General features: G+C 67.7%; 23 protein-coding genes. 9 read left to right on the plus strand and 14 right to left on the minus strand.

The features are described 5' to 3' along the window. Positions 1-29: 29 nt before the first annotated feature. The 3 genes from Q9R14_RS09265 to Q9R14_RS09275 form a co-directional block, all read right to left on the minus strand. Positions 30-1,202, minus strand: coding sequence for a DNA-packaging protein (locus Q9R14_RS09265; RefSeq protein WP_306002155.1), 1,173 nt, complete (start codon positions 1,200-1,202; stop codon positions 30-32). Continuing rightward, the gene (locus tag Q9R14_RS09270; protein ID WP_306002156.1) at positions 1,171-1,614 is read right to left on the minus strand and encodes a hypothetical protein; all 444 of its coding nucleotides are present in this window, start codon (positions 1,612-1,614) and stop codon (positions 1,171-1,173) included. Before Q9R14_RS09270 ends, Q9R14_RS09265 begins: the two co-directional genes overlap by 32 nt. A 116-nt stretch (positions 1,615-1,730) precedes the next feature. Continuing rightward, positions 1,731-2,192, minus strand: a complete 462-nt coding sequence (locus Q9R14_RS09275; protein ID WP_306002157.1) for a YcgN family cysteine cluster protein — start codon at positions 2,190-2,192, stop codon at positions 1,731-1,733. A 117-nt stretch (positions 2,193-2,309) separates the two neighbouring features. Here Q9R14_RS09275 and Q9R14_RS09280 point away from each other — a divergent pair, with 117 nt between their 5' ends. Next, positions 2,310-2,624 carry an endonuclease domain-containing protein gene (locus Q9R14_RS09280; protein WP_371929712.1) on the plus strand — a complete coding sequence of 105 codons (315 nt, stop codon included), beginning with the start codon at positions 2,310-2,312 and terminating at the stop codon, positions 2,622-2,624. A 131-nt stretch (positions 2,625-2,755) separates the two neighbouring features. On the opposite strand, the gene Q9R14_RS09285 is transcribed toward Q9R14_RS09280, so the two are convergent. Continuing rightward, positions 2,756-3,094 (minus strand): multidrug efflux SMR transporter, encoded by a 339-nt coding sequence (locus tag Q9R14_RS09285; RefSeq protein ID WP_306002158.1) that lies wholly within the window; start codon positions 3,092-3,094, stop codon positions 2,756-2,758. Positions 3,095-3,267: 173 nt separating this feature from the next. Here Q9R14_RS09285 and Q9R14_RS09290 point away from each other — a divergent pair, with 173 nt between their 5' ends. Beyond that, entirely contained in the window at positions 3,268-5,085 is a 1,818-nt protein-coding gene (locus tag Q9R14_RS09290; protein WP_306002159.1) for an ABC-F family ATP-binding cassette domain-containing protein, read from the plus strand. On the opposite strand, the gene Q9R14_RS09295 is transcribed toward Q9R14_RS09290, so the two are convergent. Further along, positions 5,086-6,135 (minus strand): hypothetical protein, encoded by a 1,050-nt coding sequence (locus Q9R14_RS09295; RefSeq protein WP_306002160.1) that lies wholly within the window; start codon positions 6,133-6,135, stop codon positions 5,086-5,088. 124 nt (positions 6,136-6,259) lie between these two features. Here Q9R14_RS09295 and Q9R14_RS09300 point away from each other — a divergent pair, with 124 nt between their 5' ends. Beyond that, positions 6,260-7,228 carry an alpha/beta hydrolase gene (locus tag Q9R14_RS09300; protein ID WP_306002161.1) on the plus strand — a complete coding sequence of 323 codons (969 nt, stop codon included), beginning with the start codon at positions 6,260-6,262 and terminating at the stop codon, positions 7,226-7,228. On the opposite strand, the gene Q9R14_RS09305 is transcribed toward Q9R14_RS09300, so the two are convergent. Next, on the minus strand, positions 7,225-10,122 hold the full coding sequence (locus tag Q9R14_RS09305) for a PAS domain S-box protein (protein ID WP_306002162.1): 2,898 nt from the start codon (positions 10,120-10,122) through the stop codon (positions 7,225-7,227). The two genes, Q9R14_RS09300 and Q9R14_RS09305, sit on opposite strands and share 4 nt — an antisense overlap. A 706-nt stretch (positions 10,123-10,828) precedes the next feature. On the opposite strand from Q9R14_RS09305, the gene Q9R14_RS09310 reads away from it, so the two are divergent. The 4 genes from Q9R14_RS09310 to Q9R14_RS09325 all read left to right on the plus strand — a co-directional run bounded on the left by Q9R14_RS09310 (position 10,829) and on the right by Q9R14_RS09325 (position 15,268). Then, positions 10,829-12,061: a TonB family protein gene (locus tag Q9R14_RS09310; RefSeq protein WP_306002163.1), complete on the plus strand. Its 1,233-nt coding sequence runs from the start codon at positions 10,829-10,831 to the stop codon at positions 12,059-12,061. 44 nt (positions 12,062-12,105) lie between these two features. Beyond that, the gene (locus Q9R14_RS09315; protein WP_306002164.1) at positions 12,106-13,146 is read left to right on the plus strand and encodes an ABC transporter substrate-binding protein; all 1,041 of its coding nucleotides are present in this window, start codon (positions 12,106-12,108) and stop codon (positions 13,144-13,146) included. A gap of 95 nt (positions 13,147-13,241) precedes the next feature. Continuing rightward, positions 13,242-14,156, plus strand: coding sequence for a hypothetical protein (locus Q9R14_RS09320; protein ID WP_306002165.1), 915 nt, complete (start codon positions 13,242-13,244; stop codon positions 14,154-14,156). Further along, entirely contained in the window at positions 14,153-15,268 is a 1,116-nt protein-coding gene (locus Q9R14_RS09325; protein WP_066629485.1) for a DUF2336 domain-containing protein, read from the plus strand. The genes Q9R14_RS09320 and Q9R14_RS09325 overlap by 4 nt, the downstream gene beginning before the upstream one ends. 118 nt (positions 15,269-15,386) lie before the next feature. Here the strand turns inward: Q9R14_RS09325 and Q9R14_RS09330 are convergent, their stop codons facing one another. The 7 genes from Q9R14_RS09330 to Q9R14_RS09360 all read right to left on the minus strand — a co-directional run bounded on the left by Q9R14_RS09330 (position 15,387) and on the right by Q9R14_RS09360 (position 20,733). Then, positions 15,387-15,821 carry a MucR family transcriptional regulator gene (locus tag Q9R14_RS09330; RefSeq protein WP_306002166.1) on the minus strand — a complete coding sequence of 145 codons (435 nt, stop codon included), beginning with the start codon at positions 15,819-15,821 and terminating at the stop codon, positions 15,387-15,389. A gap of 150 nt (positions 15,822-15,971) precedes the next feature. Continuing rightward, on the minus strand, positions 15,972-17,189 hold the full coding sequence (locus Q9R14_RS09335; protein WP_271042674.1) for a DUF2336 domain-containing protein: 1,218 nt from the start codon (positions 17,187-17,189) through the stop codon (positions 15,972-15,974). A gap of 43 nt (positions 17,190-17,232) precedes the next feature. Further along, positions 17,233-17,490 (minus strand): zinc ribbon domain-containing protein, encoded by a 258-nt coding sequence (locus tag Q9R14_RS09340; RefSeq protein ID WP_306002167.1) that lies wholly within the window; start codon positions 17,488-17,490, stop codon positions 17,233-17,235. Positions 17,491-17,492: 2 nt separating this feature from the next. Further along, a complete protein-coding gene (locus Q9R14_RS09345; protein WP_306002168.1) occupies positions 17,493-18,140 on the minus strand; it encodes an OmpA family protein in 648 nt (215 codons plus the stop codon). Beyond that, positions 18,137-18,715: a hypothetical protein gene (locus tag Q9R14_RS09350; RefSeq protein WP_306002169.1), complete on the minus strand. Its 579-nt coding sequence runs from the start codon at positions 18,713-18,715 to the stop codon at positions 18,137-18,139. The genes Q9R14_RS09345 and Q9R14_RS09350 overlap by 4 nt, the downstream gene beginning before the upstream one ends. A 170-nt stretch (positions 18,716-18,885) precedes the next feature. Further along, on the minus strand, positions 18,886-19,866 hold the full coding sequence (gene cysK / locus Q9R14_RS09355; protein ID WP_306002170.1) for a cysteine synthase A: 981 nt from the start codon (positions 19,864-19,866) through the stop codon (positions 18,886-18,888). A gap of 105 nt (positions 19,867-19,971) precedes the next feature. Beyond that, a complete protein-coding gene (locus tag Q9R14_RS09360; protein WP_306002171.1) occupies positions 19,972-20,733 on the minus strand; it encodes a LytTR family DNA-binding domain-containing protein in 762 nt (253 codons plus the stop codon). 136 nt (positions 20,734-20,869) lie between these two features. Here Q9R14_RS09360 and Q9R14_RS09365 point away from each other — a divergent pair, with 136 nt between their 5' ends. Together Q9R14_RS09365 and Q9R14_RS09370 are read left to right on the plus strand one after the other, a co-directional pair. Then, the gene (locus Q9R14_RS09365; RefSeq protein ID WP_306002172.1) at positions 20,870-21,859 is read left to right on the plus strand and encodes a dienelactone hydrolase; all 990 of its coding nucleotides are present in this window, start codon (positions 20,870-20,872) and stop codon (positions 21,857-21,859) included. Between the two features lie 155 nt (positions 21,860-22,014). Further along, positions 22,015-23,304 carry a sensor histidine kinase gene (locus Q9R14_RS09370; RefSeq protein ID WP_254607370.1) on the plus strand — a complete coding sequence of 430 codons (1,290 nt, stop codon included), beginning with the start codon at positions 22,015-22,017 and terminating at the stop codon, positions 23,302-23,304. Here Q9R14_RS09370 and Q9R14_RS09375 read toward each other — a convergent pair. Continuing rightward, positions 23,301-23,783 carry an Lrp/AsnC family transcriptional regulator gene (locus Q9R14_RS09375; RefSeq protein WP_066629457.1) on the minus strand — a complete coding sequence of 161 codons (483 nt, stop codon included), beginning with the start codon at positions 23,781-23,783 and terminating at the stop codon, positions 23,301-23,303. The two genes, Q9R14_RS09370 and Q9R14_RS09375, sit on opposite strands and share 4 nt — an antisense overlap. Positions 23,784-23,839: the final 56 nt, after the last annotated feature.

Genomic DNA, 23,839 nt, shown 5'->3' on the forward strand with positions numbered 1-23,839 from the left:
GTCTCTCCTGTCGTTGAAATCTTGAGGCTCTAAAGCCCCCGCAACCGCGGTCCCGCCGACTGCGGCCCCAGCATCAGCCGCGTGATCGCCCACACCAGGGCGTCGGCCCGATCCGGGCTGGGTCCGCCCTCGCTGCCCAGCCCCAGCATCTCTTCCTCCAGCGCCGGGAAGGCGTCGCAGTGGACCACCCGCCCCTGTTCATAGAGCAGGGCCACCGGCTCGGCCCGCGCCGCCTTGGACCGCGAGGCGTGGACCATCTCGATCCGACAGGGACACGCGCTGATGGCCAGGACCGAGCGCACCATGTCGCCGCCCTGATTGCTCTCGGCGACCACCTCGTGCGCGCCGAACTCGTGCGCCGCCGCGCTGACCGCCCCGGCCCAGCTCTGGGGCGAGCGTCCCTGCACCGTCCGGTCGGCCAGCACGAAGGCCTGGCGACCTTTTCGCCCCACGACCACGATGCCGCAGGCGTCTCCCGTCGCGGTCGCCGGCGGATCGACCGCCACGACGATCCGGTCCAGTTCGGCCGGTCGCCCGCCCCTGGCCCGTTTCAGGTCCGCGATGCGGAACAGAGCGCCCTCCCCCTCGACCACCACGCCTTCCAGCTCCTGCGCCGCCAGCCGCGTCCCGCCATAGACGTCGTTCAGATGCGCCAGAAAGCCGGGCGACAGGTTCTGCGCGTTCAGCGCCGTCGCCGCCCGCTCCGTCACCGTCCCGGCCTCGGCCATCAGCCTTCTCAGCGCCGGGATCGGCCGGGGCGTCGTCGTCACCGCCAGCAACGGATCGGACCCCAGCCGCAGCCCGAACCTCAGGTTCGACAGCACCATCTCCGGCCGTCGCCAGGCGCAGAACTCGTCCGCCCAGGCCGCATGAAACTGCGGCCCCCTCAGACTATCGGGATCCTCGGCCGAAAACGCATAGGCCGCCGATTGATTTTTCCACACCAGCCGACGCCGCCCCGCTTCCCAACGCGGCCGGTCGCCCGGCTCAGCCAGCGTCTTGATCCCCGACGCCCCCTCCACCATCACCTCGCGCACATCGTGCAGAGCGGGGCCGACCAGGGCCAGGGTGATGCCGGGCAGTTCGCGCGCCATGATGTCGATCCAGACCGACCCGGCGAAGGTCTTGCCCGACCCCCGGCCGCCCAGCAGCAGCCAGGTCTTCAGGTCATCATCCGTCGGCGAACACTGGTGCTTCGCCACCCGACAATGGCTGCGATGCAGCCTTAGCTCGCGCCCTTTCAGCTGCCTCAGCGTTCTTCTCTTCCAGAATCCGATCAAGCCGCTCGTGCTCGACGACCAGTTCCTGTCGGATTCGCTCGTCGTCTGCGGGGTCGTAGGTTCGTCCACCCATCTCGTCCTCTTCGTTGTCGCTCAGGCACAGCAGTCGCATCGCCTCGACCGCCTTGGCCGACCGCGCGATCACCCCGATCTGGCGCGCGACCTTCTCGGCGACGGCGGCGTCCTTGACGTCGGTCTCGCAGACGCTCTTGGCCGTCTCCTCGATCTTGGCCTTCATCATCAGGAACAGGGGCTCGATCCACCCGGCGCAAGACGCAGCCGTCTCGCGCGCGCCGCCGCAGCCGCCCTCTCCGTCGTCCCGATTTCCCGTCATGCCCAAACCATAGCCGACCAGCGTCCTCAGGCCGGAAGAACGCCCACATAATTCGCCAACGGTCTGTTTTCGCAGCCTTTCAACCAGCGTCATTGCGCTGGCTAGGGGGTGCTACCCTATCGCTCCAGGCCCCGTTCGACCGTCCATTCCGGCGCCTCGAAATCCAGCGCATCCTCCGGCTCGGCCAGCGACAGCTCCGAAATCGTCTGGCCCCGCACCGACACGCCCGCCGTATGGACCGTCTCGCGACTGCCCGAGATCAGATGATGCCATTTCGCCAGCGGCCGCCCCTCGTGCAGCCGGCGATAGGCGCACGACTTGGGCATCCACTCCAACGCCTCGATATTGCCGAGCGTCAGCTTGATGCAGTCCGGCACCTGGGCCTTGCGGTTCGCATAGTCCGAGCACGAACAGACCTCCGGGTCGAACAGCTTGCAATGCACCCGCGTCGGAATGACCTCGCCCGTATCCTCGTCCTCGAACCGGATCACGCAGCACAGCCCGCACCCGTCGCACAGCCCCTCCCACTCGGAAGGCGACATCTCGGCCAGGGTCTTGGTTTCCCAGTAGGGCGTCATCAGATCCTCCCCCGCCTGCGGGGGAGGGGGACCGCGAAGCGGTGGAGGGGGCGGACGCCGCACCACGCGCGACGCATCCCCTTGCCAAAAGCACAGCTTGTGATGGTGATACGCTCCATGAGAGCGCCGGTCCTTACCCAAAAACGCGCCAGAAGTCTCCGCCGGTCGATGTCTTTGCCGGAAGTCCTGATCTGGCAACGTATTCGAGGCCACGGCTTTCGTCGCCAGCACACTTTAGGCGTGTTCATTCTCGACTTCTACCGCACCAAAGACCGCCTCTGCATCGAAATCGACGGCCAGCAACACGACCTCGCGCGTGACGCCAGACGCGACGCCTGGCTTGCCGACAAGGATGTCCGCACGATCCGCATCCCCGCCACCGCCGTCCTGAACGACCCGGACGCCGTCGCCGACCTTATTCTGTCCCTCTAGATCCTTCCCCGTTCACGGGGGAGGGGGACCGCGCTTAGCGTGGTGGAGGGGGCGGAAACGGACTGGGTGTGAAAAGGGTCGATGCGGCGCGCGCCTTCGCCCCCTCCACCGCTTCGCAGGGGAGGATTCAATCAATGCCCGATCGTCTTGGAGAACAGGTTGATCACCACCACTCCGCCGACGATCATCGCCAGCCCGACCATCGCCGGCAGGTCCAGCCGCTGTCGGAACACCACCGTCCCGATCACCGAGATCAGCACCACCCCCAGCCCGCTCCAGATCGCATAGGCGATCCCCACCGGCATCTGCCGCAAGGCGATCGACAGCAGATAGAAGGCCAGGCCGTAGCAGACCGCCATCCCCGCCGTGGGCCAGACCCGGGTGAACTGCTGCGAAGCCTGCAGCATCGTCGTGCCCGCCACCTCCAGCGCGATGGCGCCCAGCAGCGCGGCCCAGGTGATCATGCTCATGACAGGCCTATAGCCCGGCCCGACGCCTGGCCGCAAATCCACAGCCTGCGGCTCGTATCGCCTTTCCAGTGGCGAAATGGGCATGAACCCCTTAGATCACACCCGTTTCCGCCCCCTCCACCGCGCCGTGCGCGGTCCCCCTCCCCCGCCCGTGGGGGAGGATCGAAAGTCACATGGCAGCCAGACCCCCTCTTGTCGCACTCAAGGACGTCCGTCTTCAGGACGGCCAGCGCCCCCTCTTCGACGGCGTCGACCTTGCGGTCGAACCGCGCAGCCGCGCGGCCCTGGTGGGCCGCAACGGCGCCGGCAAGTCCACCCTGATGAAGGTCGTCATGGGCCTGATCGAGCCGGACAGCGGCGACCGCTCCATCCAGTCCGCCGTCCGCTTCGCCTATGTGCCGCAGGAGCCGGTCATCACCGGCGAAACCCTGCTGGACTATGCGTCATCGGGCGAGGCCGAGACCTGGACGGCCGAAAGCTGGCTGGAGACCTTCGGCCTGAACCCGGCGAAGTCCACCCAAGGGTTGTCTGGCGGCGAAACCCGCCGCGCGGCCCTGGCCAAGGCCTTCGCCGAAGAACCCGACCTGCTGCTGCTGGACGAGCCGACCAACCACCTCGACATCCTGGCCATCGAACTGCTGGAGAACGAGCTGATCCAGGCCCGGTTCGCCCTCTTGGTCGTCAGCCACGACCGCGCCTTCCTGAACCGCGTCACCAACACCGTCCACTGGCTGGAAGGCCGTCGGGTCCGCACCCTGAACAAGGGCTTCGTCGAGTTCGACGAATGGTCCTCCAAGGTGCTGGAGGAAGAGGCCGAATCCCTTCGGCGCCTGACCAAGACCATCGAGCGCGAGACCGCCACCTTCTACTCCTCAATCACCGCCCGCCGCAGCCGCAACGAGGGCCGGGCCCGCTCGCTTCAGGCGCTGCGCGCCGAACGCGCCGAGAAGATGAAGGACGTGCCGCGCGAGCTTTATCTCGGCGTTGATTCCGGCTCGACCTCGGGCAAGCTGGTCGCCGAGATCAAGCATGTCTCGAAGGGCTTCAACGGCCGCACCCTGTTCAAGGACCTGACCACCCGCATCATCCGCGGCGACCGTCTGGGCATCGTCGGTCCCAACGGCGCGGGCAAGACCACCCTGGTCAAGACCCTGCTGGGCGAACTGGCGCCCGACGAGGGCACGGTGCGCATGGGCGCGAACCTCGAGCCGGTCTATCTGGACCAGTCGCGCGAGGGGCTGAAGTCGGACATGACCCTGTGGGACGCCCTGACGCCGGGCGGCGGCGACAGCATTCTGGTGCGCGGCGTGTCCAAACACGTCGCCGCCTACGCCAAGGACTTCCTGTTCTCGGAGGCCCAGCTGCGCCAGCCGATCTCGACCCTGTCGGGCGGCGAGCGCAACCGCCTGCTGCTGGCCCGCGCCCTGGCGAAGCCCGCCAATATGCTGATCCTCGACGAACCGACCAACGACCTGGACATGGACACCCTGGACAAGCTGGAAGAGCTGCTGGAGGGCTACGACGGCACCCTGATCCTGGTCAGCCACGACCGCGACTTCATCGACCGGCTGTCCACCTCGACCCTGGCGCTGAACGGGCGGGGCGACATCGTCGAGACCCCCGGCGGCTGGACCGACTTCATCCGCCAGAACCCCGGTTTCCTCCAGCCCGGCTCGAACCCCCGTCCCCAGGACAAGGCCGCCGCCCAGCGCGCCGCTGAGGCGCCCCCGCCCGCCGTCGCCCCCAAGAAGACCGCCAAACTCTCCTTCAAGGACGCCCACCGCCTGAGGGAGCTAGAAGCCCTCATCGATGCGTTGCCCGCGACCATCGCCAAACACGACGCGACCCTGGCCGACCCCGGCCTCTACGCCCGCGACCCCAAGGCCTTCGACGCCGCCATGAAGGCTGCCGAAAAAGCCCGCGCCGAGCTGGAATCCGCCGAACTGGAATGGCTGGAGCTGGAAGAGAAGAAGGCGGCGCTGGCGGGGTGATCAGGTGGCGGCAGCGGTTTTTGCGTCGGCCCATACCTTGAACGCCTGATCGGCGGCGCTTGTCGATCCGCCCATCTGGCGACCGGCGGGATCTTGGGCGAACCATTGCTCCACGGTCCCCCCGTTTCGAAGGTGGACAGTCAACCTGACCAGGGCGGCGTGATCGCCAGTGGTCGTCTCAAGGAAGTCCAGGAAGGCCCTCACCCGCGTGTAAAAGGCGGCGGCCGCATTGATGTCGGTTCCCGTGCGACGCTGGAACTCCTCGCCGCTCATGCTGACGACGCGCGGGCCGGAACCCGTTGCCGGGCCGTCGGTCAGCGCCGTCGCAGACGCGCCGGAGGCGAAGGCGGGATGGACCTCGGCCATCAGGGCCGATACCGCCTCGGCGCGCGGATTTTCGGCCCAGACTTTATGGAAGGCCGCGCGCCGCGCCTCGGTCAGACCGTCGCGCTCCATCAGCACGGCCGCCGCTTCGTCCAGCCAGTCCGGCGCTGGGCTGCCGTAACCGTCTCCATCTTGGGCGTCTTTCCAGAAGGTCTCGATGTACCAGAGATGGCCCAACTCATGCGCCATGACGCCCGGTTGAGACGCCTTGGCCACGCTGGCCTCGATTTGCGGAGCAGCACGCTGGACTGCGGCGGCGCCCAAGGCTTCGACCTGACCGGCGGGCGCCTGACGCGTCACGGCTTCACGCACCGCCTGCTCCATCGTTCGGCGCCGCGCCGAGGTGCTTATCCAGGGCAGCACGCGCAAGGCCCCGATGGCCCGCACGTCATCGACAGGCTGCGCGACGTCCAGCACCACGGCATAGGCGGGCGGCTCGGCGCCGAACGCAGCCGCCCATGTCGTTTCCGCCATGGCTGCTTCTTCGGCGGCCTGAACCACCGCCTGTTCGTTCGGCCCGACCACGATCCCATTGGGGGTGTCGCGACAGACGGCGGCGGTCGTCAGCGCATCGCACCGAGGCTTGCGCGTCGTCCCCTCCTCGGCGCGCAGGCCGACGGGCGCCGCAGTTAGGGATAAAGTCAGGGCGAGCGCGATCATCGGCATTGTCGATCCTTGCGGTTTGACAAAGCAAAGCTTCACACAACGACCCACGCAACTTAACTTCTGGTCATGTCCGAGAGCGGGCCGACCTCTTGAAACCAAACCCGCCGCCGCACACTCAAGCTTCATGACCCTGCGCAGCCACCTCGTCGAATTCGCCCCGCCCCAGCAGGCGGCGGTGCGGCGGATCAACGCCGTCCTGGCCCGCGCGCCGCGTCTGCGCACCGACGGCTGGCGGATCGATGCGGGCCAGCGGCTGTCGCTGTGGCTGGACGCCGCCGCCGGGCGGGTCACCACGCCGCGTCTCAAAAAGCGCGGCGTCACGGTCGAGATCATCCAGACGGACGGCGATCACCCCGTTCCTCTACGCATCCTGCATCCGACGGGCACGCCCCGCGCCGTCATCCTGGACATCCACGGCGGCGGCTGGGTGCTGGGCAGCGCCGGGCTGAACGACCGGCTGAACGCCCATCTGGCGCATCACGGCTTCTGCGTCGTCTCGGTGGATTATCGCCTGCTGTCCGAGCGGCGCCAGATCTATATCGACGCCGCCATCGCCGACTGTCTGGCCGCCGCCTATTGGACGGTGACGAATGTCGATCGACTGGGCGCCTCGACCCTGTTTCTGGCGGGCGAATCCGCCGGCGGGCATTTGGCCGCCCTGACGGCCGTCGCCCTGCGCGACCAAGGGCTGATCGATTTGGTGAAGGGGTGCGTCTTCACCTACGGCGTCTTCGACCTGTCGGGCACCGAAAGCGTGCGCTCTGCGGGGCCAGAAACCCTGCTGTTCAACGGCCCGACGATGCAGGCCGATCTGGCGCGACTGGCGCCGGATCGCGACGAGGCGGCCTTGCGCCAGCCCGACGTCTCGCCCCTGTATGCCGACCTGACCGGCCTGCCGCCCGCCCTGTTCCTCGCCGGCGAACAGGATCCTCTTTTCGAGGACAGTCTGTTGATGGCCACGCGCTGGAGCGAGGCCTCTGACGCGGACCTGATCCGCGTGCCCGAGACCCCGCACGGCTTCCTGCATTTCGGCGGCCCGGCCGCGCGCGGCGCGCGCAAGGCGATCCGCACCTGGCTGAACGCCCGGCTTTAGCTCGCCTCGATCAGTTCGCGGATCCGACTGCCCAGCGCCTCCATGGCGAAGGGCTTGGTCATGACGTGCATGCCGGGGTCCAGGTGCCCGTTGCCGACCACCGCATTCTCGGCATAGCCGGTGATGAACAGCACCTTCAGATCGGGCCGATCGATCCGCGCCGCATCCGCCATCTGACGCCCGTTCATCCCGCCCGGCAGCCCCACATCGGTCACCAGCAGGTCGATCCGCGCCCCCGATTGCAGCAGCTTCAGCCCCGCCACGCCGTCGGACGCCTCGATGCACTGATAGCCCAGCTCATGCAGGATTTCGGCGACCAGCATCCGCACCGTCGGCTCGTCGTCCACGACCATGACCGTCTCGCCGGCCTGGGCGCGCGGGGCCTGTTCGACCTCGGGGATCAGATCGGCGTCGTCCACCTCGCCGAAGTGGCGCGGCAGATACAGGCACACCATCGCCCCCTCGCCCGCCTCGGAATAGATCCGCACCTGCCCGCCCGACTGGCGCACGAAGCCATAGATCATCGACAGGCCCAGGCCCGTCCCCTCGCCCAGCGGCTTGGTGGTGAAGAAGGGCTCGAACGCGCGCGTCGCCACCTCCGGCGCCATGCCCGTGCCGGTGTCGCTGACGCAGATGGAGACATATTGTCCCGGCTCCAGATCCTGGGCCTTGGCCGTGCGCGCATCGATCCAGCGATTGCCGGTCTCGATCGTCAGACGCCCCCCGCTCGGCATGGCGTCGCGCGCATTGATGCACAGGTTCAACACCGCGTTTTCCAGCTGGTGCGCATCGATCAGCACGGGCCACAGGCCGGCGCCGGCGACCACCTCGACCTCGATGCCCGGCCCTGTCGTGCGCCGCACCAGATCCTCCATCCCGCGGATCAGACGGTTGGGATCGGTCGGCTTGGGATCCAGGGTCTGGCGCCGCGAGAAGGCCAGCAGCCTGTGCGTCAGGGCCGCCGCCCGTTTCGCCGCCCCCTGCGCCGCCACCGTGAACCGCTCCACCTCGGCATGACGCCCCTGCGCGATCCGGTTGGTGATCAGTTCCAGGCTGCCGCTGATGCCGGCCAGCAGGTTGTTGAAGTCGTGGGCGATGCCGCCGGTCAACTGTCCGACCGCCTCCATCTTCTGGCTCTGACGCAGCGCCTCCTCGGCCTGCATCAGAGCGCTGGTGCGTTCGGCGACCTGTTCTTCCAGCGTCTCGTTGAACCGCGCCAGTTCGGCCGACTGGCGGCGCAGGTCCTCGATGTCGGTGTTGGACCCGACCCAGCGCAGGATCCGCCCCTCTTCGTCGTGCACGGGCTCGGCCCGCACCATGAAGGTGCGATAGACGCCGTCGTGACGGCGGATGCGGAACTCGTTCTCATAGACCTGGCCGCTGGCCAGGGCCTGGACCCATCGCTCGGACGCCCAGTCCAGGTCGTCCGGATGAACGACCTTGCCCCACCCGGTCGTGCCGTCCAACGCGCCCTCTGCAAGGCCGGAGTAGGCATAGACCTGGGGGTTGAACCAATACAGCGACCCGTCCGCCCAACTGGCCCAGATCTGGATCGGCGTGGCCTGGGCGAAGACCCGGAACTGGGCCTCGCTGTCGCGCAGGGCCGCCTCGCTTCGGGCGCGCTCGGTCGCCGTACGCACCCGCTCGGCCACGTCGCGCATCAGGCGCAGATCGCTGTCGGTGTAATGGCGCGGCGTCGCATGGTTGACGAACACCATCGCCACGACCCGCCCCTGTTCCATCAGCGGCATGTTGACGAACGACCCGGCGCTGATGGCCTTCAGGGCCTCGGCCGTATCCGCCGTGCGCGGATCGAGGGCGACGTCGTCGATCGCCACCGTCTCGCCGCGCTTGATGTCCTCGATATAGGACCCGTAGTCGCGGAACGACAGGACGCCGGCGATGCTGTTCACGCCCGGCTGGTTGAAGTCGCGCGCGATGGTGATGGTCTCGGCGCCGGTGTCCACGGTGCCGTATCCGGCCCGGCTGACCCCCATCGTGCGGGCCAGAACCTGGGCCGAGGCCTGGGCGATGTCGCCGGCGTCGGTCAGGTCGCGGATCGCGTCGTTCAGCTCCAGCAGCGCGTTCTGACGCGTCTCGCTCTGTTTACGCTCGGTGATGTTGTTGAACAGGATGGCGACCTGCCAGGCGCCCGGCTGGCCAATCCTCAGCGCCTGCACGTCATACCAGCGACCGAAGATGTCGGCCGGGTTCTCGAAACGGACCGGCTCGCCCGTGCGCGCCACCCCGCCGTAGAGATCGAACCAGTGCTGCTCCAGCCCCGGCGCGATCTCGCTGACCCATTTGCCGTAGGGGTCGACCAGGCCGGTCATCTCTTCGAAGGCCTTGTTGCCCTCGACGATCCTGTAATCGACCGGCCGATCGGCCGCGTCGAACTTCATCTCGATGACGCAGAACCCCGTCGCCATCGCCGCGAACAGGGCGCCGTATCGCGCTTCGCTCAGCGCCAACGCCTGGTCCGCCCGGTGGCGATCCGACACATCCATCCCCTGGATGAAAACGCCCCAGACCCGACCGTCCTCCTTCAGCGGCTGGAAGACGAAATCGACGTAGCGGTCCACCACCTCGCCGCCCGGCTCGGCCTGAACGGCGTACAGGGCGCTGTCGGCCCGGTGCGCCTCGCCGCTGCGGTAAACCTGGTCCAGAAGGTCCAGATAGCCTTGCGCCACCGCATCGGTCAGCACCTCGCCCACCGTGCGCCCGATCACCTCGCGGTGGCCGATCACCTTCTGGTAGTTGGGATTGGTCAGCTCGAACCGATGGTCCGGCCCCGTGACCAGCGCCATAAACCCCGGCGCATGGGCGAACATCTGGGCCAGCTGGCTGCGATTGATGCCGATCGACAAGGCGTGGTCAGAGCCGGTGTTGGACAACGAATTCCCCCAAGGACTTTTGTCCGTTGATCACAGAACCCAAAGCGCGCCGCACGGTTGCAGCGCAATGTGTCCGACGCCGGACATAGGGCTCTATCGCCGCGTTTCTGTGGACAAGACAAGACGCTGATCCGCAATCGCGAATTTGATCCGTCCACCGATGTTCACAGGCTTGTCCACCGCCGCCGGGCCAATCGTGCACACTGGGGCGAGTTCGGGCGCTTGCCTCATAGCCGGTTTCGTCCGAACGTCAACAGGCCAAGGGACACGGGGCAGCGGAAATCCAGGGAGACCTGGACGTCCAGCGAACCGGCCCGGCTCTCCGACCCGGCGCTTCGGGCGATCTTCGGATCGTAACGTGCGACAGGCGGGATCCAGGCTCCAGTCTTCGACGGTCTTCGGATCGACGGCAGACAGGAGAACCGGATCGGGATCGACGGACGACGCGGACGCAATGCCGTGGGACGCCGAAGACCAGGAGCGCGACAGGATACAGCCGACCGCCCTTTCGGGTTCGCCCGAAACGACGCTGACGCCAAGGTCCAGACCCAAACGGCCAAGTCCAACCCGGACTTGGCGAGGGGACGAAGCTAACGGGTCCGCCCGCACGCTTCGTCCCCTCGCTCAATTGGGGCGCCGACGACATGAAATCACGCTAGACAGCCGGCGCGCCAGATGCACCCATGGAGTGCAGACGGAGACACCCATGCGCGCGATCCTGTTCGGCCTCGGCCTGACCCTGACAACGACATCGGCCTTGACCAACACGACCGATCAGGCGACGCAGCCTCTTGGAACGTCTCCGGTCCGCATCGATAGCGTCAGGCGGGGTGAACGGACGATCGAGCCGACACTTCTTCAAATTCCCACAACCGAAGTCACGTGTGATGGTGCGACGATTGGTCCAGCGTATGCCGATGATCTGCGGATCGAATCCACACGCCACTATTCCAACGACGGGTCCGTCCTGCAGAAGCCCGAGGTGGTCCTGAACTTCGCCGTCGATGAGACGGGGCGCACTCGCGACATCCGTCCCGCCTCGATGGCCGATCCAATCGATGAAATCATCATTCCGGCGAGAATTCCCTCCGATCAGGAACAGGCCGCCCTTGCCGCCTGGCGCTTCGCAGGCGGGCCTCGCAGCAACTGCCGCCTGACAATCCGCTACATCGCCAAGCCCGTGGCCGAAGCGAGTAGGAACGACCTGCTGCGATACTTCGCCGTCACCCGTACGCGTGGTCCGCTCCGCGACGCCGTCGCCGCGCGCCTGGCTGGCCCAGACGCCAACTGCGGCGGGGATCGTCGCGGCGGCCGCTCGCCGCGCACCGTCAGCCACCCCGACGACAGGATCGGCCAACGGCCTCCGCCTGGTGGTCGGTCCTGGACCGTCCTGCGTTGGGACGTAGACGCTGAGGGCCGGGCTGTGGACGTGGAAACCCTGGGCTCGTCCGGCGACGCCGCCTTCGACGCAGAGACACGTCGCGCCGTCTCGAACACCATCGTCCAGGGCGGCGTGCCGCTGAAAGGTTGCGTCTTCAACTTCCACCGGGGCGGCGACCGCCTGCCTGCGCCGGAATTGCCCGAGCGTGAGGACGACCCGCTGCAAAACTGTCCGGCCGAAGTCCGCTCGCGGTTTCAGGCGCGCGGCGCCCCGGATTCCTTCCCTGTCGCCTTTCGCGAGCGCGGGATCGAGGGCTGGGCCCTGGTGCGGTTCGATCTCGCGACCTGGGGCCAGGTCGGCAATGTCCAGATCATCGACGCCCAACCCGCCGCCGCCTTTGGCGACAGCGGCCGTCGCACGGTCCAATCGGGCCGCGCCGAACCGTCCAACACTTTCGGCGTCCGCTGCGTCATGCCCGTCCGCTACGTCCTGCCCACCAATCCGGTCAGCGGAGAGCCGGTCCGAGGCGACAGGTCGGACGACAACGCGGCCGACTGACGCCCCGCCTTCCCAAGGCCCCTATCGCCCCGTAAGTCAGGGGCATGAGCTTGTTGGGGAATCGCCTGCTGACCCGTCGCCGTGCGCTGATCGCGGGCGGGGCGGCTGTGGCGGCGGGAGCGATCGGGCTTCGGGCCTGCGGGCGGGCCGAGGCGCCGGTCGACGAACAGGGCCGTGTGCGCCTGCGTTTCGCCACCGACTGGCGCGCCCAGGCCGAACAGGGCGGCTTCTATCAGGCGCTTGCCAGCGGAGCCTATGAGAAGCGCGGGCTGAATGTCCAGATCGTCCAGGGCGGGCCGGGCGTGAACGTGCCGCACCTGCTGGCCACCGGCGCGGTCGAACTGGGCATGGGATCCAACAGCTTCATCCCCCTGAACCTGGTCGCGTCCGGCGCGCCGGTGAAGGCCGTCGCCGCCTTCTTCCAGAAGGACCCGCAGGTCCTGATGGCCCATCCCGACGCGGCGCTGGAGACCATCGCCGATCTGGCCGGCCGGCCCTTCCTGCTGTCCGAGGCCGGGATCAGCACCTTCTGGATCTGGCTGAAAGCCAAATACGGCTTCACCGACGAGCAGCTGCGCCCCTTCGCCTACGACCCCGCCGCCTTCATCGCCAATGCGCGGGCGGTGCAGCAGGGCTATCTGACCAGCGATCCCTACGCCATCGAACAGGCGGCCGATTTCGACCCGCGCGTCTTCCTGCTGGCCGACGAGGGCTATCCCTCCTACGCCGCCATGGTCCTGGCGCCCAACGCTTTCGCCCGGGACAATGCGGCGGCGCTGCGCAGCTTCATCGCCGCTTCGGCGGAAGGGTGGCGCGACTATATCCGGGGCGACGCCTCGGCCGCCGACGCTCTGATCCGCAAGGACAACCCGGACATGACCCAGGCTGTGCTGGATCAGGCCCGCGAACGCCTGCGCGACTACGCCATCGTCGATGGCGGCGACGCGGCGCTTTACGGCCTGGGCGCCCTGACCGAGGAACGCTGGCAGGCCTTCTTCGACGTGACCTCGAAAGCGGGGGTTTACGAGGCCGGTTTGAACTGGCGCGACGCCTTCACCGACAACTATCTGCCCGGTCGCGGCTGACACGCGGTCGTTGTCGAATCCTGGCTTCACATTAGCGCGGGATTAAGGGTCCGAGCCCTAGTGTGTGCGCTGGAATTCCTCTCCGGAGAGCCGCCGTGCGCCGCGCCCTCGCAGTTTCGATCGTCCTGACCGCCGTCAATCTGGCGGCCGGCGCCGCTGTGGCGCAACAGGCGCCGACCAACGCCTCAGGTCTGCGCTACCTGTCCTGGCCCGGCAAGCCGCCGGTCTCCGCGCGTGCGACGCCAACGCCCGCCGTCATTCAGACCGAGGCGCCCGCCCCGACCGTGACCGCTGCCAGTCGCACCCTGCCCGGCGCCATTCCCCTGGCCCGCCTGTCGCCCGCCCCCTCGACCGCCACGCCGCGCAGCAACGGCCTGACGCCCGCCAGCGCCTGGATGCCCCAGCGCGCGCCGATGCAGGCCCAGCCCGCGCAGACCCCACCCGTAGAGGCCGCCCCCGTAGAGGCCGCACCGGCGCAGGCGACGCGCGTCGCGCCCTCGCCCTATGTTCCGGAGCCGCAGCCTTCCGCGCCTCAACCTCAGCCTGAACCCCAGATGCAGGCCGAGCCGGCGCCCATCCCGCAACAGGCCGCGCAGGCCGAGCCGCAACCCGCGCCCCAGACTGCAGTTCAGCCCGCGCGCCAACCGGCTCAGGCGGCCGTCGCCGATCCGATGGCCCCGCGCCGCGACGCCCCCATCTATCGCCTGCAACGGCCCCAGGCCGGCGCGCCGCTGGACGCCGCCGCCGTCGCCGCCAGCGGTCAGGCCGCCCCGACGCCCACAGCCGGCGACAACAGCGCCCGCTACTATTCGGTCCACCGCCAGGCCGGCCGTCACCCCGACGCCATCCCTGCGCCGCAGCAGACCTACCTCGACGCCCTGCCCGTCCAGATGGCCCAGACGCCGCAATCCAGCGACCTGGCCCAGCCGGACGGTCCGCCTGCCCTGATCCGCAACGCCAACGGCGCCCTGCGCGCCGTGCCCCAGACTGAAGCCGACAACCTGCCATGAGCGATCGCGCCGTGATCGAACCTGCCGAGATCAAGGGCTCGCGCCTGCCCGAACTCATCGCCCTGGCCAGCGAGGAGTCCAGCGAGAAGCGTCGTCTGCTGCTGCGTGAACTGACGGCCCACTTCTTCGGCGCGCCTTCGCCCAACGCAAACGAAACCGCGCTCTACGGCACGGTGTTAGCCAAGTTGTCGGCCGAGATGGAGGTCGCGGTCCGCGCCGAACTGGCCGCCCGTTTCGCCCAGGCCCCCAACGCCCCCCACAGCCTGATCCGCCGTTTCGCCGACGACGAGATTGAGGTCGCCGAACAGGTTCTGCGCGCCTCCACCGTCCTGACCGACGAGGATCTGATCCAGGTTGTCCGCAAGCGCAGCCAGGGCCACCTGCGCGCCGTCTCGGGCCGCGCGACGGTGTCCGAGGCGGTTTCCGACGTCATCGTCGAGCACGGCGACGACGACACCTTGAACACCCTGCTGCGCAACGACGGCGCCCAGCTGTCGCGCGCCGCCTCCGAAACCGCCATCGAGCGCGCCAAGGCCAATCCGGCCCTTCACGCCGCCACGGTCGAGCGCCAGAGCCTGCCCGCCGACCTGTTGAACGAGATGTATTTCGTCGTCGAGGCCCGGCTGCGTCACCAGATTCTGGAACAGAACGCGCGCATGGACCCGGCCTTGCTGGAGGCGGCGCTCGCGGCCGGCCGCACCCGCGTCGCCACCGACGACGGCGCCCTGCCGGCCGACTATGCCGAGAACCTGGCCTATATCGACGAGCTTCAGGCCGCCGGCCAGCTGACGCCCCAGACCTTGATCCGCTTCCTGCGCTCCAACGGCCGCACGCCCTTCCTGATCGCCCTGTCCAAGCTGGCCGACATCGACTTCCACACCGCGCGCGGCATCGTCGAGCGCAAGGACCTGGACGCCCTGTCGGTGGTCTGCAAGGCGGCCGACATGGACCGCGCCGTCTATCTGACCTACGCCGTCGCCGTCCTGGGCGCCGAGGACAATCCGATGGGCAAGGCCGCCGCCTACGGCCGCCTGTACGGCGAACTGACTCGCGACGCAGCGCTGCGCACCCTGCGCTTCTGGCGCATGCGCCGAACCGCCCAGGCGGCCTAACGCCTCACTGACCTCTCCCTCCCCCGCAAGAGGAGGGGGAAGTATCTTGAGACGTCGCCGCAACAAAAACGCCCGCCTCCTGATGGAAGCGGGCGTCTCCAGACCGAAAAACCTCGGCTTATTTCTTCGCGCGGGTTCCGGCGGCGCGGGCGGGCTTGCGGCCGCCTTGGCCCAGGCCCATCGACTTGGCCAGTTCCGAACGCGCCTTGGCGTAGTTCGGGGCGACCATGGGATAGTCTTTCGGCAGACCCCATTTGGTGCGGTATTCTTCGGGGCTCATGTCGTATTTGGTGCGCAGGTGACGCTTCAACGACTTGAACTTGCGGCCGTCTTCCAGGCAGATCAGGAAATCGGGCGCGATCGACTTGCGGATCGGCACCGCCGGTTCCTTGGGTTCAGGTTCGGCCTCGACCGGACCGTTCGACACACCCGACAGGGCGGCGTGAATATTGGCGATAAGCACAGGCAGGGCCTCTGCCGAGACCGAGTTATTGCCGACATAGGCCGACACGATGTCTGCGGTCATCTCCAGCAGTTCGGGCTTATCTTCCATTATCGGCTTCGCTTTCCTGATTTATTGAGTTCGGCTGATTCTCCAACCGAACGACCCCAATAGCGTCATAGGGTTGTTTCGCCGCGAAAGCAAACACGCGTATAAGCGGTGCGATATGCACGTCTATGCATTCGACTTTAGTGATCAGACCTATCGACCGAAGTCTTCGGCCAGCACCATCATCGCCGCCCGCTCCGGCGCCGAATATTCATCGACGGCGTCATCCTCCCCGTCACGAATGGCGCGCAACAGCGTGGGCGTCAGGGCCGAAGACAAAGACCAGTTCCAGTAACGCAGCACCGTCTGGGCGCGATCGACGGCCAGCATTTCATAGGTGATCTGCACACGCTCCCAGTCGGGATGGATCTTGCCGTCCGCCGTCGTCTCGGGCCGCCGCATCGAGCGCCACAGATTGGTCAGATCGACGCGTGACATCCCCGTCGCCTTGCACAGGATCGCCAGCGGCTCGCCGCCGGGATCGCCCAGAAGCTTGGCCCCCGTCAGCGGTTTGATCCCGGCCAGGAAGGCGATCTCGGACGCCGTCTCGCGCGTCAGGCCATCGCTGGCGGCGACCATGACGGCGTGTTCAAGATTGTCGAACGGGCTCTTTTCGATGGCCGCGCGATTGCGCTGACGGCGCTCGATGAACTGAAGCGCCTTGCGCGCGACAGGATCGGACCAGCTTTCGTCATTGGCGATGGCGAAGACGTCTTCGGACGCCTCCTGCATGACTTCGCGCGACACGGCGAACCGTTGCAGGATGGTGCGGCGATCCTCGGGCGCGCACCACCAGAACATGACATAGGCGCCTGACGGCCTCAGCTCGGGCCGCTTCAGCAAGGGGCTGCACAGGCTCGGCGACTGGCGGCTCAGGCCCACCACCGTCTCGATGCCCAGCTGAGACAGGCGCGCGGTCGTGTTGCGCAGCACCGCCTCGATCACCTCCATCTCGCCGAAGGAGAACAGGGTCTCGGTCACGATTTCCGACAGGCCCCGGCGCACGGCCAACAGCATCCGGTGTTCGAAACTGGCGTCGCGCGCACAGCCGACGATGTCCGCATCGCTCAGCGAAGCGCATTGTTCGATCAGCAGGCCGGCGATATCCGGATCGTCGCGCAACAGGATGCGCGCCACGCTGTTGGGCAGTTCGGCCAGCGGCGCCAGACGCGCGGCCACGCGCTTGCGCTCATCGTGCGAGGCCAGCCGCAGCATCTCGACCAGCAGGTCGCCCGTCACCGCCCGCTCGAAGGCGTTGATGCGGCTGGCGGGCAGCGACACGACGTCGGCCAGACGCTTCAGCAGCGCCCGGCGCGCACGCAGCGGCGGCGGCGTCGCCTCTTCCCCGATCATGGCTGCCAGATCGCCCATCCCCCCACCTTAGAAGCGAGCGGTTAACCGGGCGTGAGCCGGATCAGCTCTTGTTGACCACCACCACGATGGCCAGGATCACGAAGGCGATGACCGCCAGCACGCGCGCGATCCACGGCGCGGCGACGAAGACGCCCAGAACGGTGATCCCGCTCTTGACCGCATCGGGTCGTGTCAGCGCCTCCTTGAACGTGCCCGACGGCCGCGCCGCATCGCCCGCGATCGGATGGCCGCAGTTGGGACAGGCGACGGCCGCCTCAGACACCTGACGCCCGCAGGCGGGGCAAGAGATCAAGGCCATGCTCAGCCTCCCGCGCGTGGCGTGATGCGGATCTCGACGCGGCGGTTCTTCTGACGCCCGTCGGGATCGTCCGAGCCGTCCGGCTTGACGTTGGGAGCCACGGGTCTCCGCTCGCCAATGCCCTCGGCGCCCAGGGTGCGCCCGGCCTCGCGTTGCAGCCGCGCCGCCACCGCCCGCGCGCGTCGCAGAGACAGCCCTTCGTTATAGGCGTCGTCGCCCTTGGCGTCGGTATGGCCGCCGATGCTGACCTGGGCCTGCGGATAGCTTTTCAGCAGTTCCGCCGCCCGCGTCAGGGCCGGCTCGGCGTCCGCCCGGATCATCGCCTTGTCGAAGTCAAATAGAACATCCGCCGGCAGATCGATCACGATAACCCCGTCGGAGCGCCGCGCATTCAGTTCGCTCAGCAGGCTGCGGGTGGTCTCGATCCGTTCGGGCGCGACCTCGGACGAGACGAACACGCTTTCCAGCGCGCTGTCCGGCCCCGACTTGGCGAAGGTGGACCGGGGCGCGGCCATGTCCTTTTCGAAGGTGGAGCGCAGACCGATGGCGCTGCCGCTCATCAGCCGCACCGTCAGGGCCGAGGCGACGCAGGGCGTCAGGCCCGCGGCCAACAGCGCCGCCGCCATGGCGGGCGCGTGTCGTCCCGTCATCCGGCCGCTCCGCTCGTCGGGTTCTGAGCGGCCTGGGCGGTCAGCGGAATGGTCATGCGCAGGAACGGACCGATGATGCTGTCCGACGTCGAGCCTTCGTTAAATACGACCGAAATCTGGTTCACCCCGGCCGGCACCGCGCCCATGAAGACCAGGCGGCCGTTCATGGTGTCGCCCTTGACGATGTTCATGTTCGGATTGCCCTCGGGCGGCTTCAGACGCAGCTTCTGGCCGTTGGGCAGTTCGATATAAGTGGCGTTGGTCGCCATCTGCACATTGTTCGTCATGTCGCTGGCGAACGAGATGCTGACGTCTAGAATGGTCGCGTCCTCGGCCAGATCGACGTTCTTGACCCGAACCGTGGCGCCCACATCGGTCACGCCCTGAACATCCACCGGCACATTGCGGATCTGGCGCGGCTGGGCGGTGACGGGGGTGTTGGCGCCGGCTGCGGCCTGTTGCTCGGGCGACATCGACGGATCGACCGCCGCCTTGTCGTCATTGTTGGAACAGGCGGCGAGCGCCAGGGCCGAGACCCCGGCGACGGCGATCAGGCGAAGGGCGGCGACAGGCATGAAACGCTCCGGCGTTGTTAATCCGCCGCGCGTCGTCCCTCATCCCAAGCGGAGCCGCACGCGCGTCCGATATCGAACACGCGAACGACCTAAAGGCTCCGCTTGGAGCGTGATCGTTTTTTGACGAAGCCGCGCGGCGGCGGCGTCAAAAAGCGTGAATCACGCTCCCATCAAAGCCCTTCGAAAAGCGCGGTCGAAAGATAGCGTTCGGCGAAGGACGGGATGATCACCACGATGGTCTTGCCCGCATTCTCCTCGCGCGCGGCGATGCGGAAGGCGGCGGTCAGGGCCGCGCCCGAGCTGATGCCGACGGGGATGCCCTCGACCCGCGCGGCCTTTCTGGCCATGTCGAAACTGTCGTCGTTGGAGACCTGCTCGACCCCATCGACCACCGACGGATCATAGATGGCGGGCACGAAGCCGGCGCCGATGCCCTGGATCTTGTGCGGGCCGGGCGCGCCGCCGGACAGCACCGGAGAGGCGTCGGGCTCGACGGCGATGAACTGTACCGACGGCTTCTTGGCCTTCAGCGCCTGGCCGACGCCCGAGATGGTGCCGCCGGTGCCGACGCCGGCGACCACGATGTCCACTGCCCCGGCAGTGTCGTTCCAGATTTCCTCGGCCGTCGTGACGCGGTGAATGGCGGGGTTGGCCAGGTTCTCGAACTGCGACGGGCTGATGGAGTTCGGCGTGGTGTCCAGCAGTTCCTGCGCCCGCGCGATCGCGCCCTTCATCCCCTTTTCGGCCGGCGTCAGCTCCAGCCGCGCGCCCAGCAGGGCCAGCATCTTGCGCCGCTCAATCGACATGCTTTCGGGCATGCAAAGCGTCAGCTTTAGCCCCTTGGCCGCCGCCACGAAGGCCAGGGCGATGCCGGTGTTGCCGCTGGTCGGCTCGATCAGCACCGTGTCCTGATCGATCTTGCCCGCCTCTTGCAGCGCCTCGACCATGGCCACGCCGATCCGGTCCTTGACCGAGGCGATCGGGTTGAAGAACTCCAGCTTGGCCAGAACCGTCGCCTTCGTATCGTACTCCGCCGACAGACGCGGCAGACGCACGATGGGGGTGTCGCCGATGGTGTCGACGATCGAGTCATAGACCTTGCCCCGGCCCTTCTTCAGGTGGCGGGACGCGTCATAGCTGAAGGCGGTCATGGAAAAGGTCTCCTCAAATTCTGGCGCACAACAGATAAGGCCTTGCCGCCCCACGCAAGGGGTGACGCGCGATGATTTCTGCGAACGACCGTCAGAACCCTTGACCTAAAGCCAGCCGGCGGCCCGCAGGTTGCCCACCCGCGCGCGCGACACCGGCGCCGTCAGACCACCGGTCAGAGCCAGGCGCAGGTTACGGCCGTCCTCGACGACCCCGACGATGGCCGCGCGCGCCACCCACCACGAGCGATGGGTCTGAAGCCCCTCGACGCCCTTCAACGCCGAGACGGCCTGCGACAGCGACATCAGAACAAGCTGCGACCCCCGCGTCGTGTGCACGCGCACATAATGGTCCTCCATCTGCAGGCAGATCAGGTCGCGCCCCAACCCCGTGGGCAGGGTGCGCGCAAAGCCCGGATCGCCTTCACCTGCTCGCGTCGCCGCATCGGACGTCCGCATCCGCAACAGGGAGTAGAGCGCCACATAGACGGCCCCGATCAGCAGGGCCTGTCCATACCATTCGACCCAGCCGACACGCTGGCGAATGCCGGGCCACAGGACCACGGCGATGATCCGGCTGATCACGGCGGTCGGCCCGCTGGCGACGACGATCAGCATGGGCAGCCAGAACCGCAAGGGCACGCGTCTTCGGCGCATCCTGGGCCAGGCCCAGCGGATCGCAGCGCCGAACACCGCGCCGCTAATCATCAGAACCGCCGTCCAATAGCCGATCCGCACCGCCAGCCCGTCGTTGAAGAAGCTGCCGAAGGGACCGACCGCGCCCAGCACCACCCCCGTCACGGCGCAGGCCGCCAGATCGACGGCCCAGGCGCGCGGCGTATTCAGTCTGTCAGCGGCGTTCTGCGTCATCGTCCCTTCCCTCGTCAGCCCACTATCGTCGAACCCTTCGCCCGTCCACGCACCCGTTCGCCCATTGGCGAAATGCGGCTGGCGCTCGCTCCGTCTTGTCCCGAACAGCGGGTCATCTCGACCAACGGAAACCGACATGCCCCATCGCTCGCCGCCCCAAAACCTGACCGCCGGCCTCAGCCTGGCCCTGATCATTCTGGCAGGCGCCGCCTCGCCCGTGCAGGCGACCGCGCCACAAGCCCAAGGCCCGGCGCGCGCCCAGATCGATCCGCAGGCGCCCGATCAGGTCTTCACCTTTTCCGGCGGACCGGACGGCGCGGTCGAGGCCGGGGTCTGGCTGCCGAGCCGCCGCGCAGATGGCCGGCCCGCGCCCCTGATCGTCATCTCGCACGGCAACGGCGGCGTTTTGCGCAGCCATGCCGACACCGCCAGAGCCCTGGCCGACGCCGGCTTTGTGGTCGCCGCCCTGACCCATCCCGGCGACAACTATCGCGACATGAGCCGCTCCACCCAACTGACCAATCGCGCGCCTCAGCTCAGCCGCCTGATCGACTATATGACCGGCGACTGGTCCGCGCGGCCGGGCGGCGTCGCCATCGATGCGAACCGCATCGGCGCCTTTGGCTTCTCGGCGGGCGGCTTCACGGTCACCTCGGCCATTGGCGGGGTCTCGGACGCGGCGGCCATCGGAGACCATTGCCAGGCCCATCCCGGTTTCTTCGCCTGCCGCCTGCTGGACGCGATGGGGATCGACCTGTCGACCTGGCGTCCGCGTGCGAAGGACGACCGGATCAAGGCCACCGTCATCGCCGCCCCGGCCCTGGGTTTCTCCTTCACGTCCGACAGCCTCGCCGCCGTGCGCATTCCGGTTCAGCTGTGGCAGGCGGGCGCCGACGACATTCTGCCCGCGCCCTATAATGTCGAGCCGATCCGCGATCGGCTGGGCGCCGCGCCGGAATACCACCGCGTCGAAGGCGCAGGTCATTACGACTTCCTGCCGCCCTGCTCGCCGGCCCTGGCGACCGAGGCGCCGCAGATCTGCACCCCGACGCCACACTTCGACCGCGCCGATTTTCACAAGGATCTCAATCGCGAGATTGTCCTGTTTTTCCAGCGAACGCTGTAGCGCCGCGGGGACCGGACTGGAGGCGAAACCGATACGGATGACCATGGCTCTTGCGCCCCTACGCAAGGGGTGACGCGCGATGAATTCTGCGCAAACCTTTCAGAGCGGCTATGTCAGCCTATATGTCGCCGTCGCGCGAACCGAGATTTCCGTCCTTGCCCCACACCCGCCCGCCCTCCGACCCCGGCCTGACCCCGGAGATCGCCGAACTGGTCGCCGAGGTGTGGGCCGACACGGCCTCCCAGACCCAGATCCAGATGGACGATCCCGTCGCGCCCAAGGTCGAGGATGCGCCGACGCCCGAGACCCGTTCCATCGCCGACGAGCTACGCTATCGCCTGAAGCAGCAGTCGCTGCTGGCGCGTTTCGGCGAGGTGGCCCTGCGCGAACGCGATCGTCAGGCGCTGCTCGACGCCGCCTGCGTGGTCTGCGCCGACGGCCTGGAGACGCCCCTGTCCAAGGTGCTGATCCACAACGAAAGCCGTGACCGGCTGGTCCTGGTCGCCGGCGTGGGCTGGAGCGGCGAGGTCGAGGGTCACGCCTCGCTAGGCGTCGAGCTGGATTCGCCGGCCGGCTACGCCTTCCAGACCGGCAAGCCGCTGATCTCCAACCATCTGGAGAACGAACAGCGCTTCCATACGCCCAAGCTTCTGGCCGACCACGGCGTGCGGCGCGCCATCAACGTTCTGATCCGGCCTGAGCTGGACGGCGAACCCTGGGGCGTGCTGGAGGTCGATAGCCCCGACGAGGGTCAGTTCGACGCCCGCGACGCCCTGTTCCTGGACGCCTTCGCCGCCGTCGTCGGCGCCGCCATCGCCCGCCAGCAGACCGAGCAGCGGCTTCTGGCCGCCATCGAACATCAGGCCCTTCTGACGCGAGAGGTCAGCCACCGGGTCAAGAACAGCCTGTCCCTGGTCTCCAGCCTGCTGTCGATGCAGGCGCGCGGCGCAGCGTCCGACGAGGTGCGCGCCGCCCTGGCCACGGCCGGATCGCGCATCCAGGCCATCAGCGAAGTGCACGACCAGCTGTGGCGCGGCGCCGATGTCCAGACCGTGATCCTGTCCGACTTCCTGTGCCAGCTGTGCGAGGCCATCGACGCCGGCAGCGACCGCCATGTCGTCACCTGCGAGGCGTCCGATGCGCCGCTGGGCGCCGACATCGCCATCCCGCTCGGTCTGATCGTCAACGAACTGGTCACCAACGCCATCAAATACGCCTATGGCCCCGAGGGCGGCGGCGTCTCGGTCACCGGCCGCATCGCCGACGGACGCCTGACCGTCACCGTGGCGGACCAGGGCAAGGGCTTCGACCTGATCGCCGCCCGCAGCGATCGCAGCCTGGGCATGCGCGTCATCGACAGCCTGGTCCGCCAGATCGGCGGCACGATCGAGAACAAAACCCAGGGCGTCGGCGCGATCCTGGTGGTCGAGGCCCCGGCGACCTAGCGCTCCAGCACGGCGCGGCCGGGGTCGAAGCCGACGACCTCGCGGATGACGATCATGCTCTTGAAGCCGCGCACGCCCTTTTCGGGGACCAGTTCGCGGATGCCGAAGGCCTCGTAGTCCTGCATGGAGCGCACAGCGACGGTCAGCAGATAGTCGGTTTCACCCGTCACGTCCCAGCAGCCCTGGACCTCGGGACTGGCCTTCATGGCGCGCTGGAAGGCGTCCATGACTTTACGATCCTGGGTGTTCATCTCGACTTGGACATGCAGGACGATGCGCGGCTCGACCCGGGCGGGATCGATCACGGCGACGTCAGCGGCGATGACACCCTCGGCACGCAGACGACGCAGGCGGCGCAGGACGGCGGATTCCGACAGGCCTACCGCCTCGGCCGTCACCCGCGCCGGCTCCAGATTGTTGCGCCGGACCCGCATCAACAGCTTATGGTCGAAATCGTCGAGCGTGACGAAATTCGTCATTACAGGGTCTCCATTGACGATTTCCGTCGCATTCAAGCGGAAATTCGCCGGGAAGC

This window comes from Brevundimonas sp. C43, from assembly GCF_030732185.1.
In the GTDB taxonomy this organism is placed as follows: Bacteria; Pseudomonadota; Alphaproteobacteria; order Caulobacterales; family Caulobacteraceae; genus Brevundimonas; species Brevundimonas diminuta_C.